Annotated in this window: 19 protein-coding genes and 7 tRNA genes; 7 read left to right on the top strand and 19 right to left on the bottom strand. The window is 72.7% G+C overall.

The window, feature by feature from the left end; genetic code table 11:
• Positions 1 to 43: 43 nt before the first annotated feature.
• From H9641_RS14485 to H9641_RS14465, 5 genes are all read right to left on the bottom strand, one after another.
• Entirely contained in the window at positions 44 to 2,170 is a 2,127-nt protein-coding gene (locus H9641_RS14485; protein WP_191804970.1) for a 3-hydroxyacyl-CoA dehydrogenase NAD-binding domain-containing protein, read from the bottom strand.
• A 3-nt stretch (positions 2,171 to 2,173) separates the two neighbouring features.
• Positions 2,174 to 3,430 (bottom strand): thiolase family protein, encoded by a 1,257-nt coding sequence (locus H9641_RS14480; RefSeq protein WP_191804968.1) that lies wholly within the window; start codon positions 3,428 to 3,430, stop codon positions 2,174 to 2,176.
• 206 nt (positions 3,431 to 3,636) lie between these two features.
• Positions 3,637 to 4,683, bottom strand: a complete 1,047-nt coding sequence (locus H9641_RS14475; RefSeq protein WP_068706844.1) for a lipid II:glycine glycyltransferase FemX — start codon at positions 4,681 to 4,683, stop codon at positions 3,637 to 3,639.
• Positions 4,684 to 4,810: 127 nt separating this feature from the next.
• Positions 4,811 to 6,199 carry an HRDC domain-containing protein gene (locus H9641_RS14470; protein ID WP_191804966.1) on the bottom strand — a complete coding sequence of 463 codons (1,389 nt, stop codon included), beginning with the start codon at positions 6,197 to 6,199 and terminating at the stop codon, positions 4,811 to 4,813.
• Positions 6,196 to 6,786 (bottom strand): DUF3000 domain-containing protein, encoded by a 591-nt coding sequence (locus H9641_RS14465; RefSeq protein ID WP_377616530.1) that lies wholly within the window; start codon positions 6,784 to 6,786, stop codon positions 6,196 to 6,198. The genes H9641_RS14470 and H9641_RS14465 overlap by 4 nt, the downstream gene beginning before the upstream one ends.
• Before the next feature lie 183 nt (positions 6,787 to 6,969).
• Between H9641_RS14465 and gndA the strand changes: the two genes are divergently transcribed.
• Together gndA and H9641_RS14455 are read left to right on the top strand one after the other, a co-directional pair.
• On the top strand, positions 6,970 to 8,406 hold the full coding sequence (gene gndA, locus H9641_RS14460) for an NADP-dependent phosphogluconate dehydrogenase (RefSeq protein WP_056650090.1): 1,437 nt from the start codon (positions 6,970 to 6,972) through the stop codon (positions 8,404 to 8,406).
• Positions 8,403 to 9,665 (top strand): carboxylate--amine ligase, encoded by a 1,263-nt coding sequence (locus H9641_RS14455; RefSeq protein WP_191804963.1) that lies wholly within the window; start codon positions 8,403 to 8,405, stop codon positions 9,663 to 9,665. The genes gndA and H9641_RS14455 overlap by 4 nt, the downstream gene beginning before the upstream one ends.
• A gap of 148 nt (positions 9,666 to 9,813) precedes the next feature.
• Here the strand turns inward: H9641_RS14455 and H9641_RS14450 are convergent, their stop codons facing one another.
• Together H9641_RS14450 and H9641_RS14445 are read right to left on the bottom strand one after the other, a co-directional pair.
• Positions 9,814 to 10,299 (bottom strand): hypothetical protein, encoded by a 486-nt coding sequence (locus tag H9641_RS14450; protein ID WP_056650084.1) that lies wholly within the window; start codon positions 10,297 to 10,299, stop codon positions 9,814 to 9,816.
• 22 nt (positions 10,300 to 10,321) lie between these two features.
• Entirely contained in the window at positions 10,322 to 11,230 is a 909-nt protein-coding gene (locus tag H9641_RS14445) for a dihydrofolate reductase family protein (RefSeq protein WP_191804961.1), read from the bottom strand.
• A 126-nt stretch (positions 11,231 to 11,356) separates the two neighbouring features.
• On the opposite strand from H9641_RS14445, the gene zapE reads away from it, so the two are divergent.
• Entirely contained in the window at positions 11,357 to 12,442 is a 1,086-nt protein-coding gene (gene zapE, locus H9641_RS14440) for a cell division protein ZapE (RefSeq protein WP_191805080.1), read from the top strand.
• Here the strand turns inward: zapE and H9641_RS14435 are convergent.
• The 4 genes from H9641_RS14435 to H9641_RS14420 are packed head-to-tail and all read right to left on the bottom strand — an operon-like array spanning position 12,420 to position 19,230.
• Complete coding sequence (locus tag H9641_RS14435; RefSeq protein WP_191804959.1) at positions 12,420 to 13,343, bottom strand: polyphosphate kinase 2 family protein; 924 nt, start codon at positions 13,341 to 13,343, stop codon at positions 12,420 to 12,422. The two genes, zapE and H9641_RS14435, sit on opposite strands and share 23 nt — an antisense overlap.
• 14 nt (positions 13,344 to 13,357) lie before the next feature.
• Positions 13,358 to 15,118: an alpha-amylase family protein gene (locus tag H9641_RS14430; RefSeq protein WP_191804957.1), complete on the bottom strand. Its 1,761-nt coding sequence runs from the start codon at positions 15,116 to 15,118 to the stop codon at positions 13,358 to 13,360.
• Entirely contained in the window at positions 15,115 to 17,394 is a 2,280-nt protein-coding gene (gene glgX / locus H9641_RS14425; RefSeq protein WP_191804955.1) for a glycogen debranching protein GlgX, read from the bottom strand. The genes H9641_RS14430 and glgX overlap by 4 nt, the downstream gene beginning before the upstream one ends.
• Positions 17,395 to 17,448: 54 nt before the next feature.
• On the bottom strand, positions 17,449 to 19,230 hold the full coding sequence (locus H9641_RS14420; protein WP_225220516.1) for a SulP family inorganic anion transporter: 1,782 nt from the start codon (positions 19,228 to 19,230) through the stop codon (positions 17,449 to 17,451).
• A 327-nt stretch (positions 19,231 to 19,557) separates the two neighbouring features.
• Between H9641_RS14420 and H9641_RS14415 the strand changes: the two genes are divergently transcribed.
• Positions 19,558 to 19,791 (top strand): hypothetical protein, encoded by a 234-nt coding sequence (locus tag H9641_RS14415; RefSeq protein ID WP_191804953.1) that lies wholly within the window; start codon positions 19,558 to 19,560, stop codon positions 19,789 to 19,791.
• A gap of 53 nt (positions 19,792 to 19,844) precedes the next feature.
• On the opposite strand, the gene H9641_RS14410 is transcribed toward H9641_RS14415, so the two are convergent.
• The 8 genes from H9641_RS14410 to H9641_RS14375 form a co-directional block, all read right to left on the bottom strand.
• Positions 19,845 to 20,132: a hypothetical protein gene (locus H9641_RS14410; RefSeq protein WP_318244605.1), complete on the bottom strand. Its 288-nt coding sequence runs from the start codon at positions 20,130 to 20,132 to the stop codon at positions 19,845 to 19,847.
• Between the two features lie 85 nt (positions 20,133 to 20,217).
• Positions 20,218 to 20,541 (bottom strand): DUF2277 domain-containing protein, encoded by a 324-nt coding sequence (locus H9641_RS14405; RefSeq protein WP_191804951.1) that lies wholly within the window; start codon positions 20,539 to 20,541, stop codon positions 20,218 to 20,220.
• Positions 20,542 to 20,669: 128 nt separating this feature from the next.
• A tRNA-Val gene (locus H9641_RS14400) sits at positions 20,670 to 20,744 on the bottom strand.
• Between the two features lie 47 nt (positions 20,745 to 20,791).
• A tRNA-Cys gene (locus H9641_RS14395) sits at positions 20,792 to 20,862 on the bottom strand.
• A 36-nt stretch (positions 20,863 to 20,898) separates the two neighbouring features.
• A tRNA-Gly gene (locus H9641_RS14390) sits at positions 20,899 to 20,970 on the bottom strand.
• Positions 20,971 to 21,428: 458 nt separating this feature from the next.
• Positions 21,429 to 21,503, bottom strand: a tRNA-Val gene (locus tag H9641_RS14385).
• 47 nt (positions 21,504 to 21,550) lie between these two features.
• Positions 21,551 to 21,621 (bottom strand) — tRNA-Cys (locus H9641_RS14380).
• A gap of 36 nt (positions 21,622 to 21,657) precedes the next feature.
• Positions 21,658 to 21,729 (bottom strand) — tRNA-Gly (locus tag H9641_RS14375).
• 229 nt (positions 21,730 to 21,958) lie between these two features.
• Here H9641_RS14375 and H9641_RS14370 point away from each other — a divergent pair.
• The 3 genes from H9641_RS14370 (at position 21,959) to H9641_RS14360 (ending at position 24,420) form a co-directional block, all read left to right on the top strand.
• Positions 21,959 to 23,194: a chorismate-binding protein gene (locus tag H9641_RS14370; protein ID WP_318244604.1), complete on the top strand. Its 1,236-nt coding sequence runs from the start codon at positions 21,959 to 21,961 to the stop codon at positions 23,192 to 23,194.
• Between the two features lie 4 nt (positions 23,195 to 23,198).
• A complete protein-coding gene (locus tag H9641_RS14365; RefSeq protein WP_191804949.1) occupies positions 23,199 to 24,068 on the top strand; it encodes an aminotransferase class IV in 870 nt (289 codons plus the stop codon).
• Positions 24,069 to 24,348: 280 nt separating this feature from the next.
• Positions 24,349 to 24,420: transfer RNA gene (locus tag H9641_RS14360), tRNA-Val, on the top strand.
• Positions 24,421 to 24,453: the final 33 nt, after the last annotated feature.

Genomic DNA, 24,453 nt, shown 5'->3' with positions numbered 1-24,453 from the left:
CCCCCCCCCCCCCCCCCCCCCCCCCTCGACTCCGAGCGACGCGTCAGGCGACCTGCGCCGGGACGTTCGCGATGCCGTCGGGCAGGAGACGGCGGCCCAGGACCTTCTCCGAATAGCCCGTCCGGTCCAGGTACGGCGTGATACCGCCGTCGTGGAACGGCCAGCCCGCGCCCAGGATCATGCAGAGGTCGATCTGCTCGGGGCCCTGGACGACGCCCTCGTCGAGCATGTGGCCGATCTCCGTGGTCAGGGCCACCAGGACGGCGTCGAGCACGCCCGCCTCGTCGAGCGCGCCCGGACCGCCGGCCTCACCCGTACCGAAGTACGCCTGGATCGCCGGGTCGACGCTCGCGGGGATGCCGCGCGCCGGAGCCGGCAGGACGACCTTGGTGCCCTCGGCCACGAGCTTCTCGAGCCCGGGGGAGGACGGGAAGCGGTCGCCCAGGTCCTCGCGCAGCGACGTCAGGACGTGCAGGCCCACGGCGGGGCCCACGAGGTCGAACAGCGCGAACGGACCCATGGGCAGGCCCAGGGGACGCAGCGCACGGTCGGCGACCTCGACCGAGGTGCCGTTCTCGACGGCCTCCACGATCTTGCCCAGGAGCAGCACGAGCAGGCGGTTGACCACGAAGCCCGGGCGGTCGGCGACGCCCACCGCGGTCTTGCGCAGCGCCTTGGAGACCGCGAAGGCCGTGGCGAGGGCCTCGTCCGAGGTCTTCTCTGCCCGGACGACCTCGACGAGCGGCATCTGCGCGACGGGGTTGAAGAAGTGCAGCCCCACGACCCGCTCGGGGTGTGCCAGGTCTGCGGCCATCTCGGTCACGGACAGGGCCGAGGTGTTGGTCGCGAGGATCGTGTCGGGGCCGATGATGCCCTCGAGCTCGGCGAAGACCTTCTTCTTGAGCCCCAGGACCTCGGTCACCGCCTCGATCACGAAGTCGCAGCGCGAGAACTCGGTGATGTCCGTGGTCCCGTGGACCGAGGACAGGACCTTGGCCCCCGTGTCCTTGCTCATCCGGCCCGTCGTGACGAGCTTCTCGACCGTCGTGCGGACGTAGTCGAGCCCGTGCTGCACGCGCTCGGCGTCGAGGTCGCGCATCGTCACGGGCACGCCCAGACGCTGCGCGAACAGCAGCGCGAGCTGAGCCGCCATGAGCCCCGCGCCCACGATCCCGACCGAGGTGACCGGGCGGGCGAGCTTCGGGTCCGGGGCGCCCGCGGGGCGCTTGCCGTGCGAGACGAGCTGGAACGCGTAGACGCTCGCACGCATCTCGTCGGACATGATGAGGTCCGCCAGGGCCTCGTCCTCGGCCGCGAAGGCCTCGTCCTTGGTCGCGGTGCGTGCCGCGGCCAGGAGGTCGAGCGCCCGGTAGGGCGCGGGCCGCGACCCGTGCACGACGGCGTCGAGTTGCTTGCGCGTACCGGCGACGACCGCGTCCCACACCGGGGCCGGGTCGAGCTCGCGGCGCTCGACGACCGTGGTGCCGCGCACGACGTCGGCGGTCCAGCGGATCGAGGACTCGAGGAAGTCCGGCGCCTCGAACAGCGCGTCGGCCAGGCCGATCTCGAAGGCCTCCTTGGCCTTGAACGGCTTGTTGGCGCTCGGGCGCGTGAGGATGACGTCCATGGCCTTCTCGATGCCCACGAGGCGTGGCACGAGGTAGGCGCCGCCCCAGCCCGGGACCAGGCCGAGGCCGACCTCGGGGAGCGCGAGCGCGGGGGCGTCGGTCGCGACCGTGCGGTAGTCGCAGTTGAGCGCGACCTCGAGGCCGCCGCCCAGGGCCAGGCCGTTGACGTAGGCGAACGTCGGGACGCCCATCTCTCCGAGCAGGCGGTAGGCCGCGTGGCCGCTGCGGCCCAGCTCGAGGGCCTCGTCGCGCGTGCGGACGCCTGCGACCTGCGTGAGGTCGGCGCCCGCGGCGAGGAAGTAGGGCTTGCCCGTCACGGCGACGGCCGCGATCTCCCCCCGCGCCGCGCGGGCCTGGAGCGCGGTCAGCGCTGCCGTGAGCTCGGCGATGCCGCCCGGCCCGAGCGTCGTGGGCTTGGTGTGGTCCAGGCCGTTGTCGAGCGTCAGGAGCGCGAGCGTGCCCGCGCCGCCCGACAGCTCGACGTCGCGGACGAGGGAGTGGGTCACGCGCTCGGCACGGGGCGTGGTGGTCTGGGTGCTCATGGGTCAGTTCTCCCCGTCGGTCGTCGTGTGGCCGGAGTAGTCGGCGTGGTGCGGGTTCTCCCAGACGACCGTGCCGCCCATGCCCAGGCCCACGCACATCGTGGTCAGGCCGTAGCGGACCTCGGGGTGCTGCTCGAACTGGCGCGCCAGCTGGGTCATGAGGCGCACGCCCGACGCCGCGAGGGGGTGACCCACCGCGATCGCGCCGCCATACTGGTTGACGCGCTCGTCGTCGTCGGGCATGCCGAAGTGGTCGAGGAACGCCAGGACCTGGACGGCGAAGGCCTCGTTGATCTCGAACAGGCCGATGTCCTCGATGCTCAGGCTGGCCTGGGCCAGGGCCTTCTCGGTCGAGGGGATGGGCCCGATGCCCATGACCTCGGGGTCCACGCCCACGTACGCGAACGACACGAGACGCATGCGGGCCGGCAGGCCGAGCTCGGCCGCGACGTCGCCCGCCGCGAGGAGCGAGACCGCCGCGCCGTCGGTCAGCGGGGACGCGTTGCCCGCGGTGACCTTGCCGCCGGGACGGAACGGTGTCTTGAGGTGCGCGATGTCCTCGACCGTGGTGCCCGGGCGGGGCAGCTCGTCGGCCGTGGCCAGGCCCCAGCCCTGCTGCGGGTCGCGCAGCGCGATCGGGACGAGGTCCGGCGTCACGTCGCCGTTGGCGAGCGCCTTGGCGTACTTGGCCTGGCTCGCGACACCGTACGCGTCCGCGCGCTCCTTGGTCAGGTGCGGGAAGCGGTCGTGCAGGTTCTCGGCGGTCGCCCCCATGACCAGGGCCGTGGAGTCGACGAGCTTCTCGGCGACGAAGCGCGGGTTGGGGTCTGCGCCCTCGCCCATGGGGTGGTGGCCCATGTGCTCGAGCCCGCCTGCGAGCGTGACGTCCTGGGCGCCGATCGCGATGGCCGACGCGGTCGTGGTGACCGCGGTCATGGCACCCGCACACATGCGGTCGATCGCGAAGCCCGGCACGGACTTCGGCAGGCCGGCCAGCACGGCCACGCTGCGGCCGAGGGTCAGGCCCTGGTCGCCCGTCTGGGTCGTCGCGGCGAGCGCGACCTCGTCGATGCGATCGGTCGGGAGCTCGGGGCGGCGACGCAGCAGCTCCCGCACGGCCTTGACGGCGAGGTCGTCGGCGCGGGTGTGGGCGTAGATGCCGTCGGGACGGGCCTTGCCGAACGGCGTACGCACCCCCTCGACGAAGACGACGTCGCGGACGGTCCGGCGCGAGCCCGAACCCTTGCTGGCCACAGTCATGGCATCTCCTGATCTGGACGGCGGTGTCCCTGAGCGTCACCGCTCAGCGTTGGTACAGGCTACCCGCGGTACCGGGAAAATGCACGAAAGTGTGAGACCGAGTATCTTCGACGACCGTCGGACCCGCTCAACCTGAGGGGTCGAGGCGGGTCCGTCGGGGAACTCAGGGGCGATCTGAGCGATACGCAGTCTCGTTCGTGGAGAGGTCAGTGGCCTCCGCGGAGCTTGCGCACGACCCTCTTGGCGGTCGGCAGGCCCTTGTTCCAGGCGGTGTACCACATCGAGAACGGCACGTCGATGCTCCCGATCAGCTCGTCCTCGTGGCTCGCGAAGCCGCGCTTGAACGTCGAGATCCCGTCGTTGAGCAGACCGTTGACGTCGTAGCGCAGCACGCCGCGCTCACGCATCGCGTTGATCGCGTACCACTTGAGACCGTAGTTGGCGCGCAGCCGCTGGCCCTCCTCGTCCATGCCGCCGTACAGCTCGAACGACGTGCGCGCCGAGGCCGCGAACCACACGAACGAGACCGGCCGGTCGTGCGGGCCGCCCTCGCGCGAGCGGGCGAAGGCCGCGAAGACGGGCGAGTGCTCGCCGAGCTGGTCGAACACGAGCTCGTAGTAGGAGTCCTCGTGCAGGCCGAACCCGGCCCGCTCGGCGGTCTGGCGGTACAGGCGCAGGCACGCCGAGAGCTCGGCGCGCGTGGTGACCGGGCGGAACTCGAGGTCCTCGCGCTCCGACTTGCGGATGTACTGGCGGGTCTTCTTGGCCATGTCGGCCATGAGCTCGTCGGGCGTCTTGCGCAGGTCCAGGATCAGGGTCGTCGGGTAGAGCACGGGGTTGACCGCGGGGGCCGCGCCGTCGAGCTCGAGCGAGGTCCCCGCGTCCCAGTCCGGCTCGAGCGTGATGCCCACGCCACCGACGTTCTCGCGGCACCAGCCCACCACGGCCTCCGTGACGCCCGACCGGGTCGCGGGGTAGCCCGTGCCGTCGGGCATGACGACCGGGCCACGGGGCACGTAGCTCAGCGCCTTGAACTGCGCGGGCAGCGAACGGACCAGGACCTGCGCAAGGCCCAGGACCGTGCCGTCCGAGCCCGCGACCTGCAGGCGGCGAGGCGTCCAGGCCCCGGCCCCCTTGACCTCGCCCCACCCCCAGAGCTGGAGCGGGTGGCCACCCATCGCGAGCACCTGCTCGTCCCAGGCGGCGCGGTCGGTGATCGTCGTGACGGTCAAGGAGGAGGACTCGGGCAGCATGCCCCCGACCTTACCGGCGAGGGGAAGTCCCGGACGACGGCGTCCCCACCGTCTGCCCCGACCGGCGTCCAGGACATCGGCCGAGGTGGGCGGCGGGCGCAGGCGTCGGCGAGCCGTGCGCCGGGACCTACGGGGCGCTCTCCGGGGTCGGGGTCGGGGCAGGGCGCGGGACCGAGGCCGGGTCGGCCAGGGCACGGGCGAGCGGCTCGGCCACGAGGTCGAGCTGCCACTCGCGCGCGCCGCGGCCGCGCAGGAACTGCGCGACGTGCTCGGTGTCGAGCGGTGAGGGAGGCGTCCAGCACACGCGGCGCAGGGCGTCGGGCTGCAGGAGGTTCTCGATCGGCACCGAGAGCTCGTCGGACAGCGCCTGGACCACGACGCGCGCGGCGTCGAGGCGCTGGGCCGCGGCGGGGTCGCGGTCGGCCCATGCGCGCGGCGGCGGCGGGGCGTCGCTGCGCGGCCCGCGGGCGCTGGGCAGCGCTTCCTGGGGCAGGGCCAGCGCCTGGTCGATCGCGTGCTGCCAGGCCGCGGCCCGGCGGGCCGTGTTGCGGCCCGAGAACGCGGGCAGCTTGACCAGCTCGGGCACCGAGCGGGGCATGGCCTGGGCGGCGGCGACGATCGCACGGTCGGGCAGGACCCGTCCCGGAGCGATGTCCCTGCGGCGGGCGTTCTCGTCACGTGCCTCCCACAGGGTGCGAACGACCGCGAGGCTGCGCGGGTTGCGCAGCGCGTGCACGCCCGACGTGCGACGCCAGGGTTCCTCGCGCGGCGGGGGCGGGGGAGCGGTGCGCACGGCCTCGAACTCCTGGGCGGCCCACTCTGCCTTGCCCTGCTCCTCGAGCCGCTCGCCGAGGATCTTGCGCAGCGGGATGAGGACCTCGACGTCGAGCGCGGCGTACCGCAACCAGTCCTCGGGCAGGGGGCGCGTCGACCAGTCGGCCGCGGAGTGCTCCTTGGCGAGCCCGAGGCCCAGGACCTCGGCGATCACGGCGGCCAGCCCGACGCGCTCCATGCCCAGGAGGCGTGCCGCGAGCTCGGTGTCGAAGATCCGGGCGGGGTACAGGTTCTGCTCGGCGAACCCGGGCAGGTCCTGGGACGCGGCGTGCAGGATCCACTCGGCGTCGCCCACGGCCTCGCGCAGCGGCGAGAGGTCGGGGATCGCGATGGGGTCGATGAGCGCGGTGCCCGCACCCTCGCGGCGCACCTGCACCAGGTAGGTGCGCTGGCCGTACCGGTAGCCCGACGCGCGCTCGGCGTCCGCGGCGACAGGGCCGGACGCTGCGGCGTAGGCCGCGACGACCTCGGCGAAGGCCTCGGGCGTGTCGATCACGGGACCGACGCCGTCGGCCGGCTCGGTCAGCGGGGTCACGGCGGGGACCGGAGCGCCGGGGTCTGCGCCGTCGGGCGTCGACGAGGGGGCTGCGTCGCGCGCTGTGCCGACGTCGACGGCGTCGCCGGAGGGGCCGCGGTCGGCGGTCCGGCGTGAGGAGAAGGAAGGTGTGTGGGCCGAGCTCATGGACCCACGGTATTGCGTCGCGGGCGTAACGACGTCACGCCGTCCGGCAACGGGGGCAGCCCCGCGGCCGTGCACAGGAGCGTCGACCAGGCCTCGAGGTGAGCTCCGACGTCGGTCGAGGTGGGGGTCCACGACGCCCGGATCTCGAGGTCGACGTCGTTGGCCTGGCCGGCCAGCGCCCCGAAGCTCTCGGAGAGCACGCGGGTCACCGTGCCCCCCTCGGCCACGGCGTCGGCGCCCGAGTGCGAGAGCGCGTCGTCGAGCCAGGTCCAGGCGACCTCGGCCAGGAGCGGGTCGGTGGCCATCTCCGGCTCGAGCGTCGCGCGCACGAGCGTCACGACGCGGAACGTGCCGTGCCACGCCTCCTGGCCCGCCGGGTCGTGCAGCAGGATGAAGCGACCGGTCGCGAGCTCCTCGCCCGAGCCGTCCGGCCCGGCCACCTCACCCGTGAGCGCGAGCGCGAACGGGGCGATCCTGCCCGGAGCGGGCACCTCCTGGAGCCGCACCTCGGGGCGCAGCCTCCGCCGCCCGACCGACTCCAGGGCGCGGAGGAAGTCGGGTGGTGCCGCGGCTTCTCCGGACTTGATCACACGCTGCACAGTACGAGCAGATGTCCACATCGTGGAGGTTAGGCGCGCGGAGGAGATCGAATCGTGATCGCCGGACTAGGCTGTCGGGAGTGTCCGCCGACGCCCGTCGTCGGCATGTCCCGCCGGCGCCCGGCACTCCTGCTCGCCGGAGCCAGCACCTACCCCCGAGGAGCACAGCAGATGACAGCCCGCGCACAGATCGGCGTCACCGGACTCGCGGTCATGGGCCGCAACCTGGCCCGCAACTTCGCTCGTCACGGCTACACGGTCGCGGTGCACAACCGCTCCTTCGCCAAGACCCAGTCGCTCGTCGCCGACCACGGCGACGACGGCGACTTCGTCCCGTCCGAGTCGATGGCCGACTTCGTCGCCTCGCTCGAGCGTCCCCGCAAGGTCGTCATCATGGTCAAGGCCGGCGGCCCGACGGACGCCGTCATCGCCGAGCTGGTCCCGCTCCTCGAGCAGGGCGACATCATCATCGACGCCGGCAACGCGCACTTCCCCGACACGCGCCGCCGTGAGGCCGAGCTCAAGGAGAAGGGCCTGCACTTCGTGGGCACCGGCGTCTCCGGCGGCGAGGAGGGCGCGCTCAACGGCCCCAGCATCATGCCCGGTGGCGCCCCGGAGTCGTACGAGACCCTCGGCCCCATCCTCGAGGACATCTCGGCCAAGGTCGACGGCGTGCCCTGCTGCACCTACGTCGGTCCCGACGGCGCGGGCCACTTCGTGAAGATGGTCCACAACGGCATCGAGTACGCCGACATGCAGCTCATCGCCGAGGCGTACGACCTGCTCAAGCAGGGCCTCGGAGCCTCGGCCCAGGAGATCGGCCAGATCTTCGCCGAGTGGAACAAGGGCGACCTCGAGTCGTTCCTCATCGAGATCACGGCCGACGTGCTCCAGCACGTCGACGCAGAGACGGGCAAGGCGTTCGTCGACATCATCCTCGACCGTGCCGAGCAGAAGGGCACGGGCCGCTGGACGGTCCAGAACGCGCTCGACCTGGGCGTCCCGATCACGGGCATCGCCGAGGCCACGTTCGCGCGTGCGCTGTCCGGCTCGGTGCCCCAGCGCTCGGCCGCGGTCGGCGTGCTGCCGGCCGACGCGGGCCAGTGGGAGATCACGGACCGTGACGCGTTCATCGAGGACGTGCGCCGTGCGCTGTACTCGTCGAAGGTCGTCGCGTACTCGCAGGGCTTCGACCAGATCGCCGCGGCCTCCGAGGAGTTCGGCTGGGGCATCGACCGCGGCGCCATGGCGCGCATCTGGCGGGGGGGCTGCATCATCCGCGCCCGTTTCCTCAACCGCATCACCGAGGCCTACGAGCGTGACGAGAACCTCGCGCTGCTCCTGGCCGACCCGTACTTCACGCAGACCGTCGGCGAAGGCGTGTCCTCGTGGCGTCGCGTGGTGTCCCAGGCCGCGCTCAACGGCGTGCCCACGCCCGCGTTCTCGTCCTCGCTCGCGTACTACGACGGGGTGCGCGCCGAGCGCCTGCCCGCGGCCCTCATCCAGGCCCAGCGCGACTTCTTCGGCGCCCACACCTACCACCGCGTCGACAAGGAGGGCGTGTTCCACACCGAGTGGTCCGGCGACCGCAGCGAGTCCAACGCATGACGGGGACTTCTCTCCCCGATCTCCTGCCTGTCGGCGTCGGTGGTGACATCGGCGTCTATGCGATGGTCCGCGCGTTCCACGAGCAGTACGGGACCGACGCCGTCGTGATCTCGAGCGTCGCCACGCGCGCCATGGCCGACTCGTCGTTCGTCACGAACGTCGTGACGCCCGGCATCGACGACCCCGAGGTGCTCGTCACCGCGCTCGAGCGCGTCGCCGCCCAGCACCCCGGCAAGACGCTCGTGCTGCTCACCAACGCCGACTGGTTCGTCCGGTCGATCGTCGAGAACCGCGCGCGGCTCGAGGACAAGTACGTCATGTCCTACTGCACGCTCGAGGTCCTCGAGCAGGTCTCGAGCAAGGAGGGCTTCGCGGAGGTCTGCGACCGGCTCGGCATCCCCACGCCGCGCACGGTCGCGGTCAGCGTGCCCCAGCTCGTCGCGGACGGCGGGCTCGCGGCGATCCCCGCGCTGCGCGTCGACCTGGAGTTCCCGGTCGTCGCCAAGCCGTCCTCGAGCGCGGACTACCACTACGTCTCGTTCCCCGGCAAGCGCAAGATCCACCACGTCGACTCGCGCGCCGAGCTCGACGAGCTGCTCGGGCACCTCGTCACCGCGGGGTACCCCGGGACGTTCCTCGTCCAGGAGTTCATCCCGGGCGACGAGACGCAGATGCGCTCGCTCACGGCCTACCGGGACACGCGGGGCGTGATCACCCTGCTCGCCACGGGTCGTGTGCTCCTCGAGGAGCACACCCCGGGCACGCTGGGCATCCCCGCGGCGATCCTCACCGAGCCGTACGAGGACGCCATGGAGGCCGCGAGCCGGTTCCTCGACAACGTCGGGTACACAGGGTTCGCCAACTTCGACTACAAGCTGGACCCCCGCACGGGCCGGCACGTGTACTTCGAGGTGAACCCGCGCATCGGTCGCAACAACTACTACGTGACCGCGGCCGGGGCCAACATCGCTCGTGCGCTCGTCGAGGACCGGGTCCTCGGCAGGTCGATCGAGCCTCTGCTGGCCACGAAGGAGGTCCTGTACTCGGTGGTGCCGTTCCGGCTCCTGCTCAAGTACATCCTGGACCCCTCGTTGCGGATCCGCCTGCAGGCGGTCAAGGACCGTGGCGACGCGGTGAACCCCCTGAAGTACTCGAAGGACGGGGGGCTCAAGAGGCGACTGGTCGTCGAGGCGATGACCCAGAACTTCTACCGCAAGTACAAGAAGCACTACCCGGAACCGACCACGACGGGCTACTGAGACCGTCGGTGCCGAGCGCACCGACCCTCTCCCCGCCCTGACGAGCGGACCGGACAGAGCGAGGGGCCATCACCACCTGGTGGTGACGGCCCCTCGTCGTCGTGCTCGCCGCGTCGTGAGGTGCGGCCGCGGCGTGCGGGTGGTCGGGTCAGCCCAGCTCGCTGGTGCCCGAGTACAGGTGCAGCACGGGCACGTGCAGCTCCTCGCGGGCGCGCGAGGCCCAGTCCTGGTGGAACGTGTCCTCGACCGCGTGCGGATAGGTCACGATCGCGATCTCGCGGACGTCACCGGCGGCGACCGCGGCGCGCAGCGCGGGCAGCGGGTCGTCCTCGGTCACGGCGCCCTCGGCCTCGCGGCCCGCGGCCCGGAGCTCTGCGACGCTCGCGTCGAGCTGCTCCTGCGCGGTGGCCGTGGCCTGGGCGCGCGACGGCTCCTTGCCGAGCACCTCGTCCCACGCCTCCTTGAGCTCTCCCACGCTGAGGTGGTCGATGATCGCGGAGACGACGTTGCGCTCGGTGTCGGCGGGCACCAGGACCCGGTAGGCGAGGGTCTCGTCGGGGTGGAGGGACAGGATGTGCTCCACGTCCACGGCGGCGAGGGTGTCTTCGGTCAGGACGAGGATGGTGTCGGTCACAGGCCCAGAGTAGTCAACGTTCTCAGCGCAGCGCCCATCGGGCGGCCAGCGTCCCGCCCGCGTGCAGCAGGTGCTCGAGCCGAGGACGGACCGGATCGGCGCTCGCGGGCATCTCGCCACCCGCCGTGGGGCCGGTGGCAGCACCCGGGACGAGGGGCGGCAGGCCGGCCACGATCCGGCCCGGCCCCGGGCCCACGAGCACCGGGGTCGTGGTCACGCACAGCTCGTCGAGCAGGTCGGCGGCGAGCAGGTCCGCGAGCAGGTGCGGACCGCCCTCGCACAGCACCCGGGTCAGCCCCCGTTCCGTCAGCGCGGCGAGACCGGCCCGCAGGTCGGGTCCGGGCGTGGGGGAGGGGAGGTCCTGGGGGGTGCGGGGCGCACCCGCGTGCGTGTCGTCGGCGGGGCCGCCGCCCGGGGCGCCGCCCCGCGGCACGCTCGCCCGGGCGATGCCCGCCCCGTGCTCGTCCGTGATGACGAACGGCGGGCGCGCGCCCCCGGCCAGCGACGCGGGCAGGTGGCCGCTGCGCGTGACGACCGCGAGCTCGAGCGGCCCGCGCCCCGTGCGCAGGTGCTCGAGCCCGCGCGGGACGTCGAGCGCGGTGTAGCCCTCGGCCCGTGCCGTACCCGCCCCCACGAGCACGACGTCCGCGAGGGCCCGCAGCACCCGGAAGACGCGCCAGTCGGCCGCGTCGTTGATGGTGCCCGAGCGGTGGTCCGGACCCCAGGCGCCGCCGTCGACGCTCGAGACCATGTTCGCGCGCACGTGCAGGCCCGGCGGGGACGCGTAGAACGCCGCGAGCTCCTCCTCGCGGGGCGTGACCTCGAGCCGGGTCCCGGCGAGGTGCCCCGCGCCGCCCGGCCCGATCAGCACGTCCAGCGCAGGGAGGGACGGGGCAGGGCTCGATGAGGTGACGTCCGACACAGCGCTCATCCCGCCAGGCTAGTGCGCGTAGGCTGGATCCTCGTGACTGCTGCGCCTCCCGATCTCGCCGGGACCCCGTCCGACTCGTCGAACCCGCCCCGCACCGCCGCCTCGCCCGCACCGGGCACGGCGAGCCTGCCGGACGCGGGCACCGAGAGCACGGCGCGCGTGCGGGCGCTCGCGGACATCCGGCCCGTCGTGCCGCCCACGCGACTTCTCGCGGACCTCGTGCCGCCGCGCCACTTCGCCGACGCACGCTTCGCGACGTACCGCGCGAACCCCGCCTACCCGAGCCAGGCCTCGACGGTCGCCCGTCTCGAGGAGGTGGGTGCCCAGCTCGCTCCCGGTGCGTCCGGCAGAGGCATGCGTGGTCTGTTCGCCAAGCGCAAGGCCGTGCCCGCGATCTACATGGACGGCGGGTTCGGCGTCGGCAAGACCCACCTGCTGACCTCGCTCGCGCACGCGGTGGGCCCCGACGCGGCCTACGGGACGTTCGTCGAGTACACCAACCTCGTGGGGGCCCTGGGCTTCCAGGCCACGGTCGACGCGCTCGCGACCAAGCGGCTGGTCTGCATCGACGAGTTCGAGCTCGACGACCCGGGCGACACGGTCCTCATGTCCCGGCTCCTGCGCGAGCTCGCGGACCGGGGCGTCGCACTCGCCGCGACCTCGAACACGCTGCCCGGCTCGCTGGGCGAAGGACGCTTCGCGGCCGAGGACTTCCTGCGCGAGATCCAGGCCATGGCGGCACGGTTCGAGGTCATGCGGGTCGACGGCGAGGACTACCGTCACCGCGCGGTCGTGACCGAGACGCAGCCCCTGCCCGCCGACGTCGTCGCTCAGGTCGCGGCGAGCCACCCGGGCGCGACGCTCGACTCGCTCGACGAGGTGCTCGACCACCTGCGGCACGTTCACCCCAGCAAGTACGGCGCGATGCTCGACGACGTCACGCTCGTCGCGCTCACCGGGGTCCACCCGGTGAGCGAGCAGTCGGCCGCGCTGCGGCTCGTGGTGCTCGTCGACCGCCTCTACGACCGCGACGTGCCCGTCCTGCTCGCGGGCGGCCAGGCCGAGGGGGCGGGCGCCGCAGGTGCCGAGGCCGCGATGTTCACCGACGAGATGCTGCGCGGCGGCTACCGCAAGAAGTACTTCCGGGCGCTGTCCCGGCTGGGCTCGCTCGCCGAGGACGGTCGCGCGCTCACGCGGACTCCAGCCGCCTGAGCTCGGTCGCGACGTCGAAGTCGGCGGGCGGCCACCCGAGGTCCAGGCGGCGCAGCGCGTCGAGCACGAGCTCGGAGACCGCGAGCCGCGAGAACCACTTGGAGTCGGCCGGGACGACGTGCCACGGCGCGACCTCGGTGTTGGTGCGGTCGATCACGGCCTGGTACGCCTCCTGGTAGGCGGGCCACTTCTTGCGCGCGTCGATGTCGCCAGGGTTGTACTTCCAGTGCTTCTCGGGACGCTCGAGGCGTTCGCGGAGCCGCGCCTTCTGCTCGTCCAGCGACACGAAGAGGGCGACCTTGACGATCGTCGTGCCGCTCGCGACGAGCTCCTGCTCGAACGCGTTGATCTCGTCGTAGCGGGCCTCCCAGACCTCCGGGGGGACCAGCTCGTCGACACGGACCACCAGGACGTCCTCGTAGTGCGAACGGTCGAAGACCCCGAGGTAGCCCGGGTCCGGCAGGGCGCGACGGATGCGCCACAGGTAGTCGTGCTCACGCTCCTCCGCGGTGGGGACCCCGAACGACGTGTGCTGGACACCCTGCGGGTCCACCAGGCCGATCACGTGCCGCACGATCCCGCCCTTGCCCGAGGTGTCCATGCCCTGCAGGACCAGCAGGACCGAACGGTTCCCGCCGCTGCGTCCCTCGGCGAACAGGCGCTCCTGGAGGTCCGAGAGCTCGTCGGCGTGCGCGTCGAGCAGCCGCTCGGCCTGCTTGCGCCCCTGGGACCACCCGGGGGTCGAGGCGCGGTCGAACGCCGCGAGGTCGAACCCGCGCGGTGCGCGCAGCGACTCGACGGGCGGCACGTCCCAGCCAGCGACCTTCTTGGCGCCGGACCGGGCCGCGGTGTCCTCGGGCGCTGATGCGGGTCCGGCCAAGCCGGACGAGTGCTTTCCCATGCGGGTGAGGCTAGTCACCTCGAGGTCAGGACGACAGCCGAACGGCCCGCGACACGCACGGACGACTCGTCGACGGGGGCCGGTGCGAGGGGCTCGAGATCATGGCGCGCGCTCGCGTGGTCGGGCCGGGAGCGGGCGGCGGTGCCGGCAGTGCCGCGGATGTCGGCGGTGCCGGGACGGGCCGCAGGGGCGACACTGCTGGGCGTGCCGGCAGGGCTGGGAGCGTCCGCAGCGTCGGTCGGTGACGACCACCGGGCGGCCACGCTCCAGGCGCGACGGGACGAGGGGAGCAGCGCGGTCCGCGGGTGCGGCCCCACGTTGACGACCGTGACGACGTTCCCGCGCTGGACGAGCACGACGCCTCCCGGACCCCGGCGCACGATGAGGACCGCGTCGTCCCGCACGGCGCGGCGCAGGCCCAGGAGCGTGCTGGTCCAGGCGCGCAGGCGGTCGGTCGCGGGCTCCTCGAGGCGGGGGACGAACGCCGAGGCGAGGAGCAGCGCGGTCACGATCGCCTGCCCGTCCTCGTCGACGTGTTCCGTGGACTCGAGGCCGAGCATGATCTGCGCGGCGTCCGGCATGGTCAGGATCCTGCTCAGGGCGTTGAACCACGTGGCGTCACCCTCGCGGGCGCCCGCGACCAGGGCGTGGAACGACCGCTCGAGGCCACGGACCCACAGGGTGCCCAGTCCCCGGCCCCCCTGCTCGGCCGGGACGAGCAGCCGGGGCTCCGCGGTCTCGCACTCGCCCACGAGCCGGACGGGGCGCCCGTGTGCGAGCGACGCGGCGTCCGCCGTCCGCGCGACCTCGACCAGGAGGTGCACGGGCGAGGCGTCGGCGAGGTCCTGGACCCTGGCGATGCGCAGCGCGTCGACGTGGAAGTCGTCGAACCACCGTTCGGCGCTGTCGACGACCCAGTCGTGGACCTCCCTGCTGCCGGCCCGGTCGAGGTTGATCCGGCGCCCCGAGGGCAGGTCTGCCGGCACGTCGGCGGCCGGCTCGTCCCGCAGGGGGAGCGAGGGCAGAGGAGAGCCGGGCGTGCGCCGCCGGGTCCGCAGCGGCGCCAGGTAGGGGGCGTAGGCCTCGAGGAAGGCCGCCCCGGGGGCGGCGCGGTGGTAGGCGACCCCGAGCGAGACGCCGATCCCGTGCGCGTGGGCCGCGTCGACGAACCGCTGGAGCGCGCGCGGGCCGCCGATCTCCTCGCACACCGTGTAGAGATGGGGGCACAGCACGCCCGCGACCGACCCGATCGTCCGCAGCTCGACGACCGCGACGCCCAGCGCCGACAACGCGTCGAGTCGCGCGGCGGCTGCATCGAGCGTGCCCTCGGGGGTGAACGTCGTGACGTCGACGTCGAGGACCGCGCCCCGCGCGTCGGGCCCCTGCCACGCCTCGTCGGACCAGTCGAACGCCGGGTCGAACGAGCGGCTCCAGCCGAGCAGGCCGTGCGGCTGGCGCGGGCTGCGCGGGTCGGGCAGCGGTGGGCCGCCGTCGATCGAGAACGCGTAGTCGGTGCCCGGCGCGAGCTCGTCGTCGGCTCCCCACCAGTTGGGCACGTGCATCCCGACCAGGCGCAGGGGGCGGCGCTCGGGCTCTGCGGCTGCCCCGGGAGCGGCGTCGGTCCCTGCGCCGTCCTCGTCGTGCGGTGCCCTGCGGGGCAGGACGACCTCGATCGTGCGGGCGCGCGGGGCCCAGACGACGGGACGCGGCCCGGGGACGGGGATCATGGGGGCGTCGTCGGGCGGCTTGGCGGTGTTGCGGTAGCGCGAGGTCATCCGACGTGCGCCTCTCCCTCGGCTCGCACGAGCAGGACCGTGGCGAACGACGAGACCGTGAGGTGCTCGCCCGCGCGGTACGTCAGTGGCTCCGGCTCGGCCCCGTCCGCCGTGCTGACGAGCGTGCGCCACGTCGCACCGTAGGCCGCGACGGGCAGCGTGAAGTCGAGCGCGCGGTCCGAGGCGTTGAGCAGCAGCAGGAACGAGTCGTCGACGATGGGCTCCCCGCGCCGGTCCCGCTCGGGCAGGTCGTCCCCGCCCAGGAACACCATGACGGACTGCGCGTACCCCTGGTTCCAGTCGGTCGAGTCCATGCGGCTGCCCGAGAGGTCGAACCAGTCGATGTCCGGGATCTCGCCGTCGGGCGTGCCCGCGGGGCCCTGGAAGAAGCGACGCCGGTGCAAGAGCGGGTGCGCGCGCCGGATCTCGACCATGCGGCGGGCGAAGTCCAGGAGGCTGCTGCGCTCCTCGTCGAGCCCGTCCGCGCCGCCCCAGTCCATCCACGTGATCTCGTTGTCCTGGCAGTACCCGTTGTTGTTGCCGCGCTGGGTGCGGCCGATCTCGTCGCCGTGGGAGAGCATGGGGACGCCCTGGGAGAGCAGGAGCGTCGCGAGGAAGTTGCGGCGCTGACGCGCCCGCAGCGCGCGGACCTCGGGGTCGTCGGTGGGGCCCTCGACGCCGCAGTTCCACGACCGGTTGTGGTTCTCGCCGTCGGCCCCGCCCTCGCCGTTGGCCTCGTTGTGCTTCTCGTCGTACGACACCAGGTCCGTCAGCGTGAAGCCGTCGTGGGCCGTGACGAAGTTGATCGACGCGATGGGCTTGCGGCCCGAGTGCTCGTACAGGTCAGAGGAGCCAGTCAGGCGGCTCGCGAACTCGGGCAGCATGGCGGGCTCCCCGCGCCAGAAGTCGCGCACGGTGTCGCGGTAGCGGCCGTTCCACTCGGTCCACAGGGGAGGGAACCCGCCGACCTGGTAGCCACCGTCGCCCAGGTCCCAGGGCTCGGCGATGAGCTTGACCTGGGACACGACCGGGTCCTGCTGGACGATGTCGAAGAACGCCGAGAGGCGGTCCACCTCGTGGAACTGGCGGGCGAGCGTCGCGGCGAGGTCGAAGCGGAACCCGTCGACGTGCATCTCGGTGACCCAGTACCGCAACGAGTCCATGATGAGCTGGAGCACGTGGGGCGAGCGCATGAGCAGCGAGTTGCCCGTGCCCGTCGTGTCGAAGTAGTGGGCCTCGTCGCCGTCGACGAGCCGGTAGTACGCGGCGTTGTCGATCCCGCGGAACGACAGCGTGGGACCCAGGTGGTTGCCCTCTGCCGTGTGGTTGTAGACCACGTCGAGGATCACCTCGATGTCGGCCTCGTGGAGCGCCTTGACCATGGCCTTGAACTCCATGACCTGCTGCCCGCGCGTGCCGTACGCGGTGTAGCCGTTGTGGGGCGCGAAGAAGCCGATGGTGTTGTAGCCCCAGTAGTTCGACAGCCCCTTGGCGACAAGGCTCGGGTCGTTGACGAACTGGTGCACCGGCATGAGCTCGACGGCCGTGACGCCCAGGGCGCGCAGGTGCTCGACGACGGCTGGGTGGGCCATGCCCGCGTACGTCCCGCGCAGCTCGTCGGGCACGTCGGGGTGGAGCATGGTCATGCCCCGCACGTGGGCCTCGTAGATGACCGAGTCGTGGTAGTCGTGCTGGGGCGGGCGGTCGTGGCCCCAGTCGAAGAAGGGGTTGACGACGACCGAGAGCATGGTGTGCCCGAGCGAGTCCTCGGTGTTGCTCGGCGAGGGCGGGGCCGGGGGCTCCCCGGAGGACTCGTGCGGCTCGTCGTCGGTGCCGTCGGGCGAGCTGCCCTCGGACCCGCCGGCGACCGCCCCGAGGGCGCCGCCCGTCGCGGCCTGCACGGCCGGCGTCTCGCCGAACCGGTAGGAGAACAGGGACTCGTCGCCGTCGACCTGCCCGTCGATCGCCTTGGCGTACGGGTCGACCAGGAGCTTCGCGGGGTTGCACCGGTGTCCCGCGGCCGGGTCGTACGGGCCGTGCACCCGGTAGCCGTAGCGCGCGCCCGGGCCCAGGCCCGGCAGGTAGACGTGCCACACGTGGGCGTCGACGTCCTCGAGCAGGACGCGCGTCTCGCGGGGGCGACCCTCCTCGTCGAGGTCGTCGCCGATCAGGCACAGCTCGACCTTCTCGGCGACCTCAGAGAAGAGGGCGAAGTTCGTCCCCGTCCCGTCGAACGTCGCGCCCAACGGATACGGTCGGCCCGGCCAGGTCTGCATGGGTCGACCCTTTCATCCCGGGCGCCCGTTGTCGCCCACGGCACGCCCCGACTTTCAGGAAGGGGCGCTCGCGGAGGGGGCGACAGGGCCGTCCGGAGGCACGTCGGCGCCTGACGGCGTCGGGCGCCCGGGGGGAGTCGGCCCCGGTGGGCGCGACGAGGACCCCGCGACGTCCACGGAGTCGATCGTGCTCACGACCCTGCCCTGGTCCTCGAGCTCGCCGAACCAGTCGGAGGCTCGCAGCCGCTGCTCGAGGGCCGGCTCGACCCCGGTGAGGTACAGGCGGCACCCGTTCTCGGCGAGCTCGTCGTCGAGGTCCTCGAGCTCGTCGACGACCGTCGAGGACACCCAGTCCATGGCGCTCACCTCGAGCACGAGCGTCCGGGCGCTCGCGGCCCTGGCGAGCTGTGCGGTGCGCTCGACCGTGGGGCGCACGTTGGCCGTGTAGAGCATGCCCCGCAGCCGGAGCACGAGGAGGTCCGCGCCCGTGCTGGTGTCCGTGGAGCCGGGGCCGGGCAGGGCGCCCGGGGTGCTCTGCGCGACGCCCGCGGTCGGCGCTCCGGCCGGCAGCGGCTGGTCGGGCGCGGCCTCCCACCCGTCCGGGCCGTGTCGCAGGACCTCGACCTGGGGGCGGTCGAGGTCGCGCAGCACGATGAAGAGCGTCATGAGCACGCCCGCGGCGACACCCGCGAGCAGCCCGGAGAGGAGCCCGACGAGCGTGGTCGCGACCGCGATCCACAGCTCGGACATGTCGAAGCGGGTCAGTGCCCGGAACTCTCGCACGTCGACGAGCCCGAGCGTGGCCACGAGCACGACCGCGCCGAGGGTCGCCTCGGGCATGTGGTCGAGGACCGGGGCGAGGAAGAGGGCCACGAGGACCGCGAGCAGCGCGGTCACGACGCTCACGAGCTGGCTCCGTGCCCCGGCCCGCTGGGCGACCGCGGACTGAGAGAAGCCGCCTGCGGCGGGGATGACGGCCGTGAACCCGCCCACGAGGCTCGCGGCCCCGACCGCGAGCAGCTCCTGGTCGGGGTCGATGCGCGGGTCCTTGCGGTTGCGCACCTCGCGGGCGACCGCGACGGACTCGAGGAAGGCCATGATCGCGATGGCTGCCGCGGCGGGCAGGAGGTGGGGCACGTCGCCGAGCCGCGGCAGGACGATCGCGGGGAGGCCGGCGGGGATGGGGGAGACCAGGCTCACACCGCGCTCGGTGATGCCGCCGAACGCCGAGGCGAGGATCCCGCCCGCGACGACGAGCAGCGGGGCAGGCAGCCTGGGCCAGAGGCGGCCGATGCCGACGAGCGCCGCGAGAGAGACGACCGAGAGGAGCACGGTCGTCCCGTCGACGTCCGAGAACGCACGGACCGCGGCTCGGACCTCGGGGACGAACCCGTGGCCGTGAAGAGTCTCCCGTGCTCCGAGGAGCTTGGGGACCTGCCCGACCGCGACCGTCAGCCCCACGCTCGCCTTGATGCCCGTGAGCGTCGCATGGCTGATGTTCTGCACGAGGGAGCCCAGCCGGAGAGCGCGTGCGACGAGCAGGATGACCCCGACGAGGACCGTGAGCGTCGCGAGCGCCCGGATCCGCGCCTCGGAGTCGCCGCCCCCGCTGATCGTCGAGAGGCCGACGAGGGACGTCGCGACGAGCGTCGCGATGGTCGAGGTGGTCGACATGCTCAGCGCGCGCGATCCGCCGAGGGCCGCGTAGACGACCATCGGGAGCATGCACGTGTAGAGCCCGTACTGGACGGGTAGGTCGGCGATCGTCGCGTACGCCATGGCCTGGGGCACGACCACGGCGCCGGCCGTGAGCCCGGCGAGCACGTCGGTGCGCAACGAGGCGAGACGGTACCCCTGCAGGGTGGGGAAGAGGCCCCGCAGGGCCCGGGGAGCGTCGGCGCGCCTCGTGGCCCGACGACGACGCCGCGGCCTCGGTGCGAGCCGGTCCGCGGGGTCGGGGAGCGAGGAGGTTCGAGGGAGGTGAGAGTCCGCGGCGAGTCCTCGCCAGGAGGGCGAAATAGTGTGCCAAGCGCGGAGCGCATCCGGACCGCCCCGTTCCTGCGTCTCACCGCCTGCCGGGAGAGGGGTGATCTCTCCCTGGGGGCGCCCGCCCGGTCGGCGCGGAGCCGTGCGTCGGACCGTGGGACCTGCTAGACCAGGGGTATGAGCAGCACGAGTGAGCACCGCGCCCCTGACGCGGTCGACCTGAACGAGAGCGACGTCTCGTCCGCACGCATCTCCCCACGTTCGCGGCTGACCCTGGAGCAGGAGGCAGAGGTCGACGTCCGCGAGGGAGGGGACGCCTCGAAGGCGCCGCAGTCCTTGGCCGACGAGGAACGGCGACCCACGGACGGGATGTCGAGCGGACGGTCGTGGGACGACCCGGACGAGCTCTGAGGAGCTGACGGCCGGCCTGTCGGAACGGTGCGGCGGATCAACCGCCCCGGCACTCAGTCGAGCGTCGGCAGCCGGTCCTGGTCCACGGCGACGAGGCGGGGCATGCCGGCAGGGGCCACCTTGCTCAGCGCGACGTAGCGCGCCTCGGCCCGGTGCAGCCGGATGTGCTCGTCGAGCGACCAGTCCGGTCCGTTGGTGAGCTGCATGCCGCACGAGCAGTCGATCGTCACCCGGCCGTCGTCGACCCGTCGGACGTGGCCGATGGTGACGTGCGAGGTGCGGGCCTCGGCCTTGGCGCGGCGCATCGAGGCGCTGACGGGTTCGTTCGCGGGGGAGTCCACCCGACGAGCCTAGACGCTCGGACGGTGCACGAGGGGAACCGGGGCCTCGCACGCGAGAGGCCAGGCGTGCCCGACCCGGTGGTGGTCAGTGCTCGTGGACGAGGCCCAGCTGGTGTGCGCGGTCGTGCGCGGCCTCTGCCGCCTCGCGCGCCGCGATCCTTGCCCGCACCTCGGCCCGGCGCAGCGGGGGGACCGTGCTCGGGGGCTGACGGCGCTCGGGAAGGTCGGCGAGCAGCCGCGTGACGGTCGCGGCGATCTCGGCGACGGCCGCGTCGACGGGGCCACGGGTCGCCGCGCTGACGCTCTGGACCCCGGCGACCTTGCGGACGAACTGCAGTGCGGCCGCCTGGATCTCCTCGTCGGTGGCGGGTGGTTCGAGCCCTCGCAGGGCTGTGATGTTGCGACACATGCTCTCGACGCTACGTGCGACCCGTCGTCGCGACAAGGGACGGATCGCGCCATGGCGTCGGGCCCGACGATTTCCACGTTTTGAGGGGGTATGACAAAAGGCCGTCCCGGTGGGGACGGCCTTCGTGGTGGTGGGCGATACTGGGATCGAACCAGTGACCTCTTCCGTGTCAGGGAAGCGCGCTACCGCTGCGCCAATCGCCCAGGGCTGTTCTACGAGAGAACAGCACAAGGGGTACTACCTTGCTGAGAGGTGGAGATGGGATTCGAACCCACGTGCACGGCTTTGCAGGCCGCTGCCTCGCCTCTCGGCCACTCCACCAGGGACTCGAACCCGACAAGTCCGAAGACTTATCCGAGCGGACGACGGGATTCGAACCCGCGACCCTCACCTTGGCAAGGTGATGCTCTACCACTGAGCCACGTCCGCACTGCCGAACCTCGCCCGGATCTCTCCGGCGTTTTTCGGCGTGTCACAGACTCTAGCCGAAAGATGGGGCAAGAGTCCAAATCGCCCCAGGTCAGTGCTCTGTTCCGTCGAGCTCGCGCGGCATCGAGCGTCGTCGTCGACGGCTCGGCGTGCGGTTCACCGCGCAGCGATCGGGTACGGGACGCGGGGGGCCGTCGCGGGCGTCGTCCGGTCGCTCCTTCGTGCCGGCGCTCCTTCGTGCCTGCCCGGGCCGCGGACCGCCGCGACGGGGCAAGGGCGCACGGACCGCGTCCGCCGCGGAACAGGAGGCAGATCGTGGTGCACCCGAGCTGGGCGCAGTCGGACACGGACGCCCGGGTTGCCCGGAGCGGCCTGGAGGCGCGCGGGGTGGCGTACGGGCTCAGGGGTCCTTGAGCGGGTATGACAAAAGGCCGTCCCGGTGGGGACGGCCTTCGTTGTGGTGGGCGATACTGGGATCGAACCAGTGACCTCTTCCGTGTCAGGGAAGCGCGCTACCGCTGCGCCAATCGCCCAGGGCTGTTCTACGAGAGAACAGCACAAGGGGTACTACCTTGCTGAGAGGTGGAGATGGGATTCGAACCCACGTGCACGGCTTTGCAGGCCGCTGCCTCGCCTCTCGGCCACTCCACCAGGGACTCGAACCCGACAAGTCCGAAGACTTATCCGAGCGGACGACGGGATTCGAACCCGCGACCCTCACCTTGGCAAGGTGATGCTCTACCACTGAGCCACGTCCGCACTGCCGAACCTCGCCCGGATCTCTCCGGCGTTTTTCGGCGCGTCACAGACTTTAGTAGACGAGAGCGCTGGGCGTCCAACCGGACCAGGGCCCGCACGCGGCTCGGTAGCGTTGTGGGGTGCCAGCACTCCGAACCAGATTCCCCAGGACCCGCGCCGTTCCGCGGTTTCCTGACGCTCCGTCGGCTCGGATCGAGGTGGCGGAATGAGGCGCGGGTCACGCTCTCGAGTGGCGCAGGGCGTCTCGGAGATGCCCGACGCGCAGCGCTCTGACCTGCGCGGGGACGGATCTGACCCCGCGCTTGGCGGACCTGGCGTGGCGCCGGCGGCCGGTCCCGAGGGGAACGAGGACTCCGATGCGAGGGGGTTCGCGTCGTTCGCCGGTCGCCACGGTCTCCGGGCCGTCGAGTGCATCGACCTCGCGGTCGACGCCGCCCGTCTCGCCGAAGGGCTGTGGTTCGTCGTCGCCGACTTCGAGGACCCCGCGCACGGGGGGCGCGCGCGGGCATGGCGCTTCGCCGACCACGAGGCACCAGACCACGGGGCGACCGGAGTGGACCTCCCGGCGCGCGTGGCGCCGTCGGGCCGCGAGGGCGCGTGGCGCGGGCCCCACCCCGACACCTGGCGCAGCTCGCTGTCCCGCGACGAGTACCAGGCCGCCGTGGCGGCCGTCCGCCAGGCGGTGCACGAGGGGGACGTCTACCAGGCCAACATCTGCCGCGTCCTCACCGCGCCGCTGCCCGCGGACGACCGCGAGCCCGACGCCCGTGCGCTCGCCCGGATCCTCGCCGCGGGCAACCCCGCGCCCTACGCGGGCGCGATCCACGTGCCCGCGGCGAGCGGGATCGAGCCCGTGTGGGTCGTGACGGCCTCGCCCGAGCTCTTCCTGCGGCTCGAGAGCGGTGTGCTCTCGTCGGGCCCCATCAAGGGCACCGCGGCCACCGCGGACGGGTTGCGCGAGAAGGACCGCACGGAGAACGTCATGATCACGGATCTCGTCCGCAACGACCTGCAACGCGTGAGCGAACCCGGCTCGGTCGAGGTCACCGACCTGCTCGCGGTCGAGGCGCACCCAGGCCTCGTGCACCTGGTCTCGCGCGTGCAGGGGCGCGTGCAGGTCGCTCAGGACGCCCCCGGTGGTCTGTGGGGACAGGTGCTCGCTGCGACGTTCCCGCCCGCGTCGGTCTCCGGTGCACCCAAGTTTTCGGCGCTGCGGATCATCTCCGAGCTCGAGCGCGGCCCGCGCGGTCCCTACTGCGGGGCCGTCGGCTGGGTCGACGGCGACGCGGGCGAGGCCGAGCTCGCCGTCGGCATCCGGACCTTCTGGTGGGCCGACGACGAGCTGAGGTTCGGGACCGGGGCAGGCATCACGTGGGGCAGCGACCCTGTCGAGGAGTGGGAGGAGACCGAGCTCAAGGCCGCGCGGCTCGTCGCGCTCGCCTCGGGCGAGGCTGCGGCAGACTGAGGTCATGTCGATCGTCGTGTGGGTGGATGGGTCCTTCGTCGAGCCGCGGGAACGGGCGCTGAGCGCGCTCGACCACGGCGTGACCGTGGGGGACGGGATCTTCGAGACGTGCGCCGTGTACGGCGGGCAGGCGTTCGCGCTGACCCGCCACCTGCGGCGACTGGGCCGGTCCGCGGCCGGCATGGGCCTGCCGGCCCCCGACGAGGCGCGCATCCGCGACGGCGTCGCGCAGGTCCTGGCCGCCGCAGGGGAGGGCGCGGGGCGCCTGCGCATCACGGTCACGGGCGGGTTCGGGCCCATGGGGTCGGGGCGTGAGGACGGCGAGGAGACGATCGTGATCGCCGCGGGTCCCGCGTCGCCCGGCCCGACCTCGCGGGCCGTGCGCTCGCCCTGGGTACGCAACGAGCGCTCGGCCGTGGCCGGGCTCAAGACGACCTCGTACGCCGAGAACGTGGTCGCGCTCGCCGACGCGGTCGCGCGCGGGGGAGACGAGGCGATCCTCGCCAACACCGTGGGCGAGCTGTGCGAGGGCACGGGGGCCAACGTGCTCGTCGAGGTCGGCGGTGAGCTCCTGACGCCCCCGCTGTCGTCGGGCTGTCTCGCGGGCATCACGCGCGAGCTCCTCCTCGAGTGGGCCGCGGAGGACGGGCTGCCCGTCCGCGAGGCCGAGCTCCCGTTCTCGGTCCTCGACCGGGTCGTGGCTCCAGGGCCCGACGACGGAGCCTCCTCCGGCGTGGGCCTCGCCCTCGCGGGGAGCGTGCGCAACATCCAGCCCGTGGTCGCGCTCGACGGCGTCGCGGTTCGAGCCGGCGAGCTGTCGCTCGCGGCGCGTGAGCTGTTCGACCGCCGGCGGCGGGAGCGCATGGACCCGTGACGGGGTCGGGAGCGCGATGCTCGGGTGAGGTCACGCGGTGCGTGCACCCCGGTGGGCGGCCTGCCGGAGGTCGACTGCCCGCCTGCTCCGGGCGTGCCCGCGGACCGCGAGAAGCTGCTGAGGCCCGGAAACAGGCCGTTGCGAGACCGGCGGCGCTACGCTGGGGGAGTCCCGTCGAGGCGGGCTGGGAGGCCGGTCCGGAGGCCAGTTCGCGATCTGGGTCGAAATACGGCTAATATCTTCCAGGACGCACGGCCCGACCGAGAGGTTGAGTCGCAGCGGGCGATTGGCGCAGTGGTAGCGCGCTTCGTTCACACCGAAGAGGTCACTGGTTCGAACCCAGTATCGCCCACCGAAAGAGAAGGCCCCCGCCCCCCCGACACCC

Source organism: Oerskovia merdavium (assembly GCF_014836755.1).
In the GTDB taxonomy this organism is placed as follows: domain Bacteria; phylum Actinomycetota; class Actinomycetes; order Actinomycetales; family Cellulomonadaceae; genus Oerskovia; species Oerskovia merdavium.
This window is presented reverse-complemented; position numbering and strand designations above follow the sequence as displayed.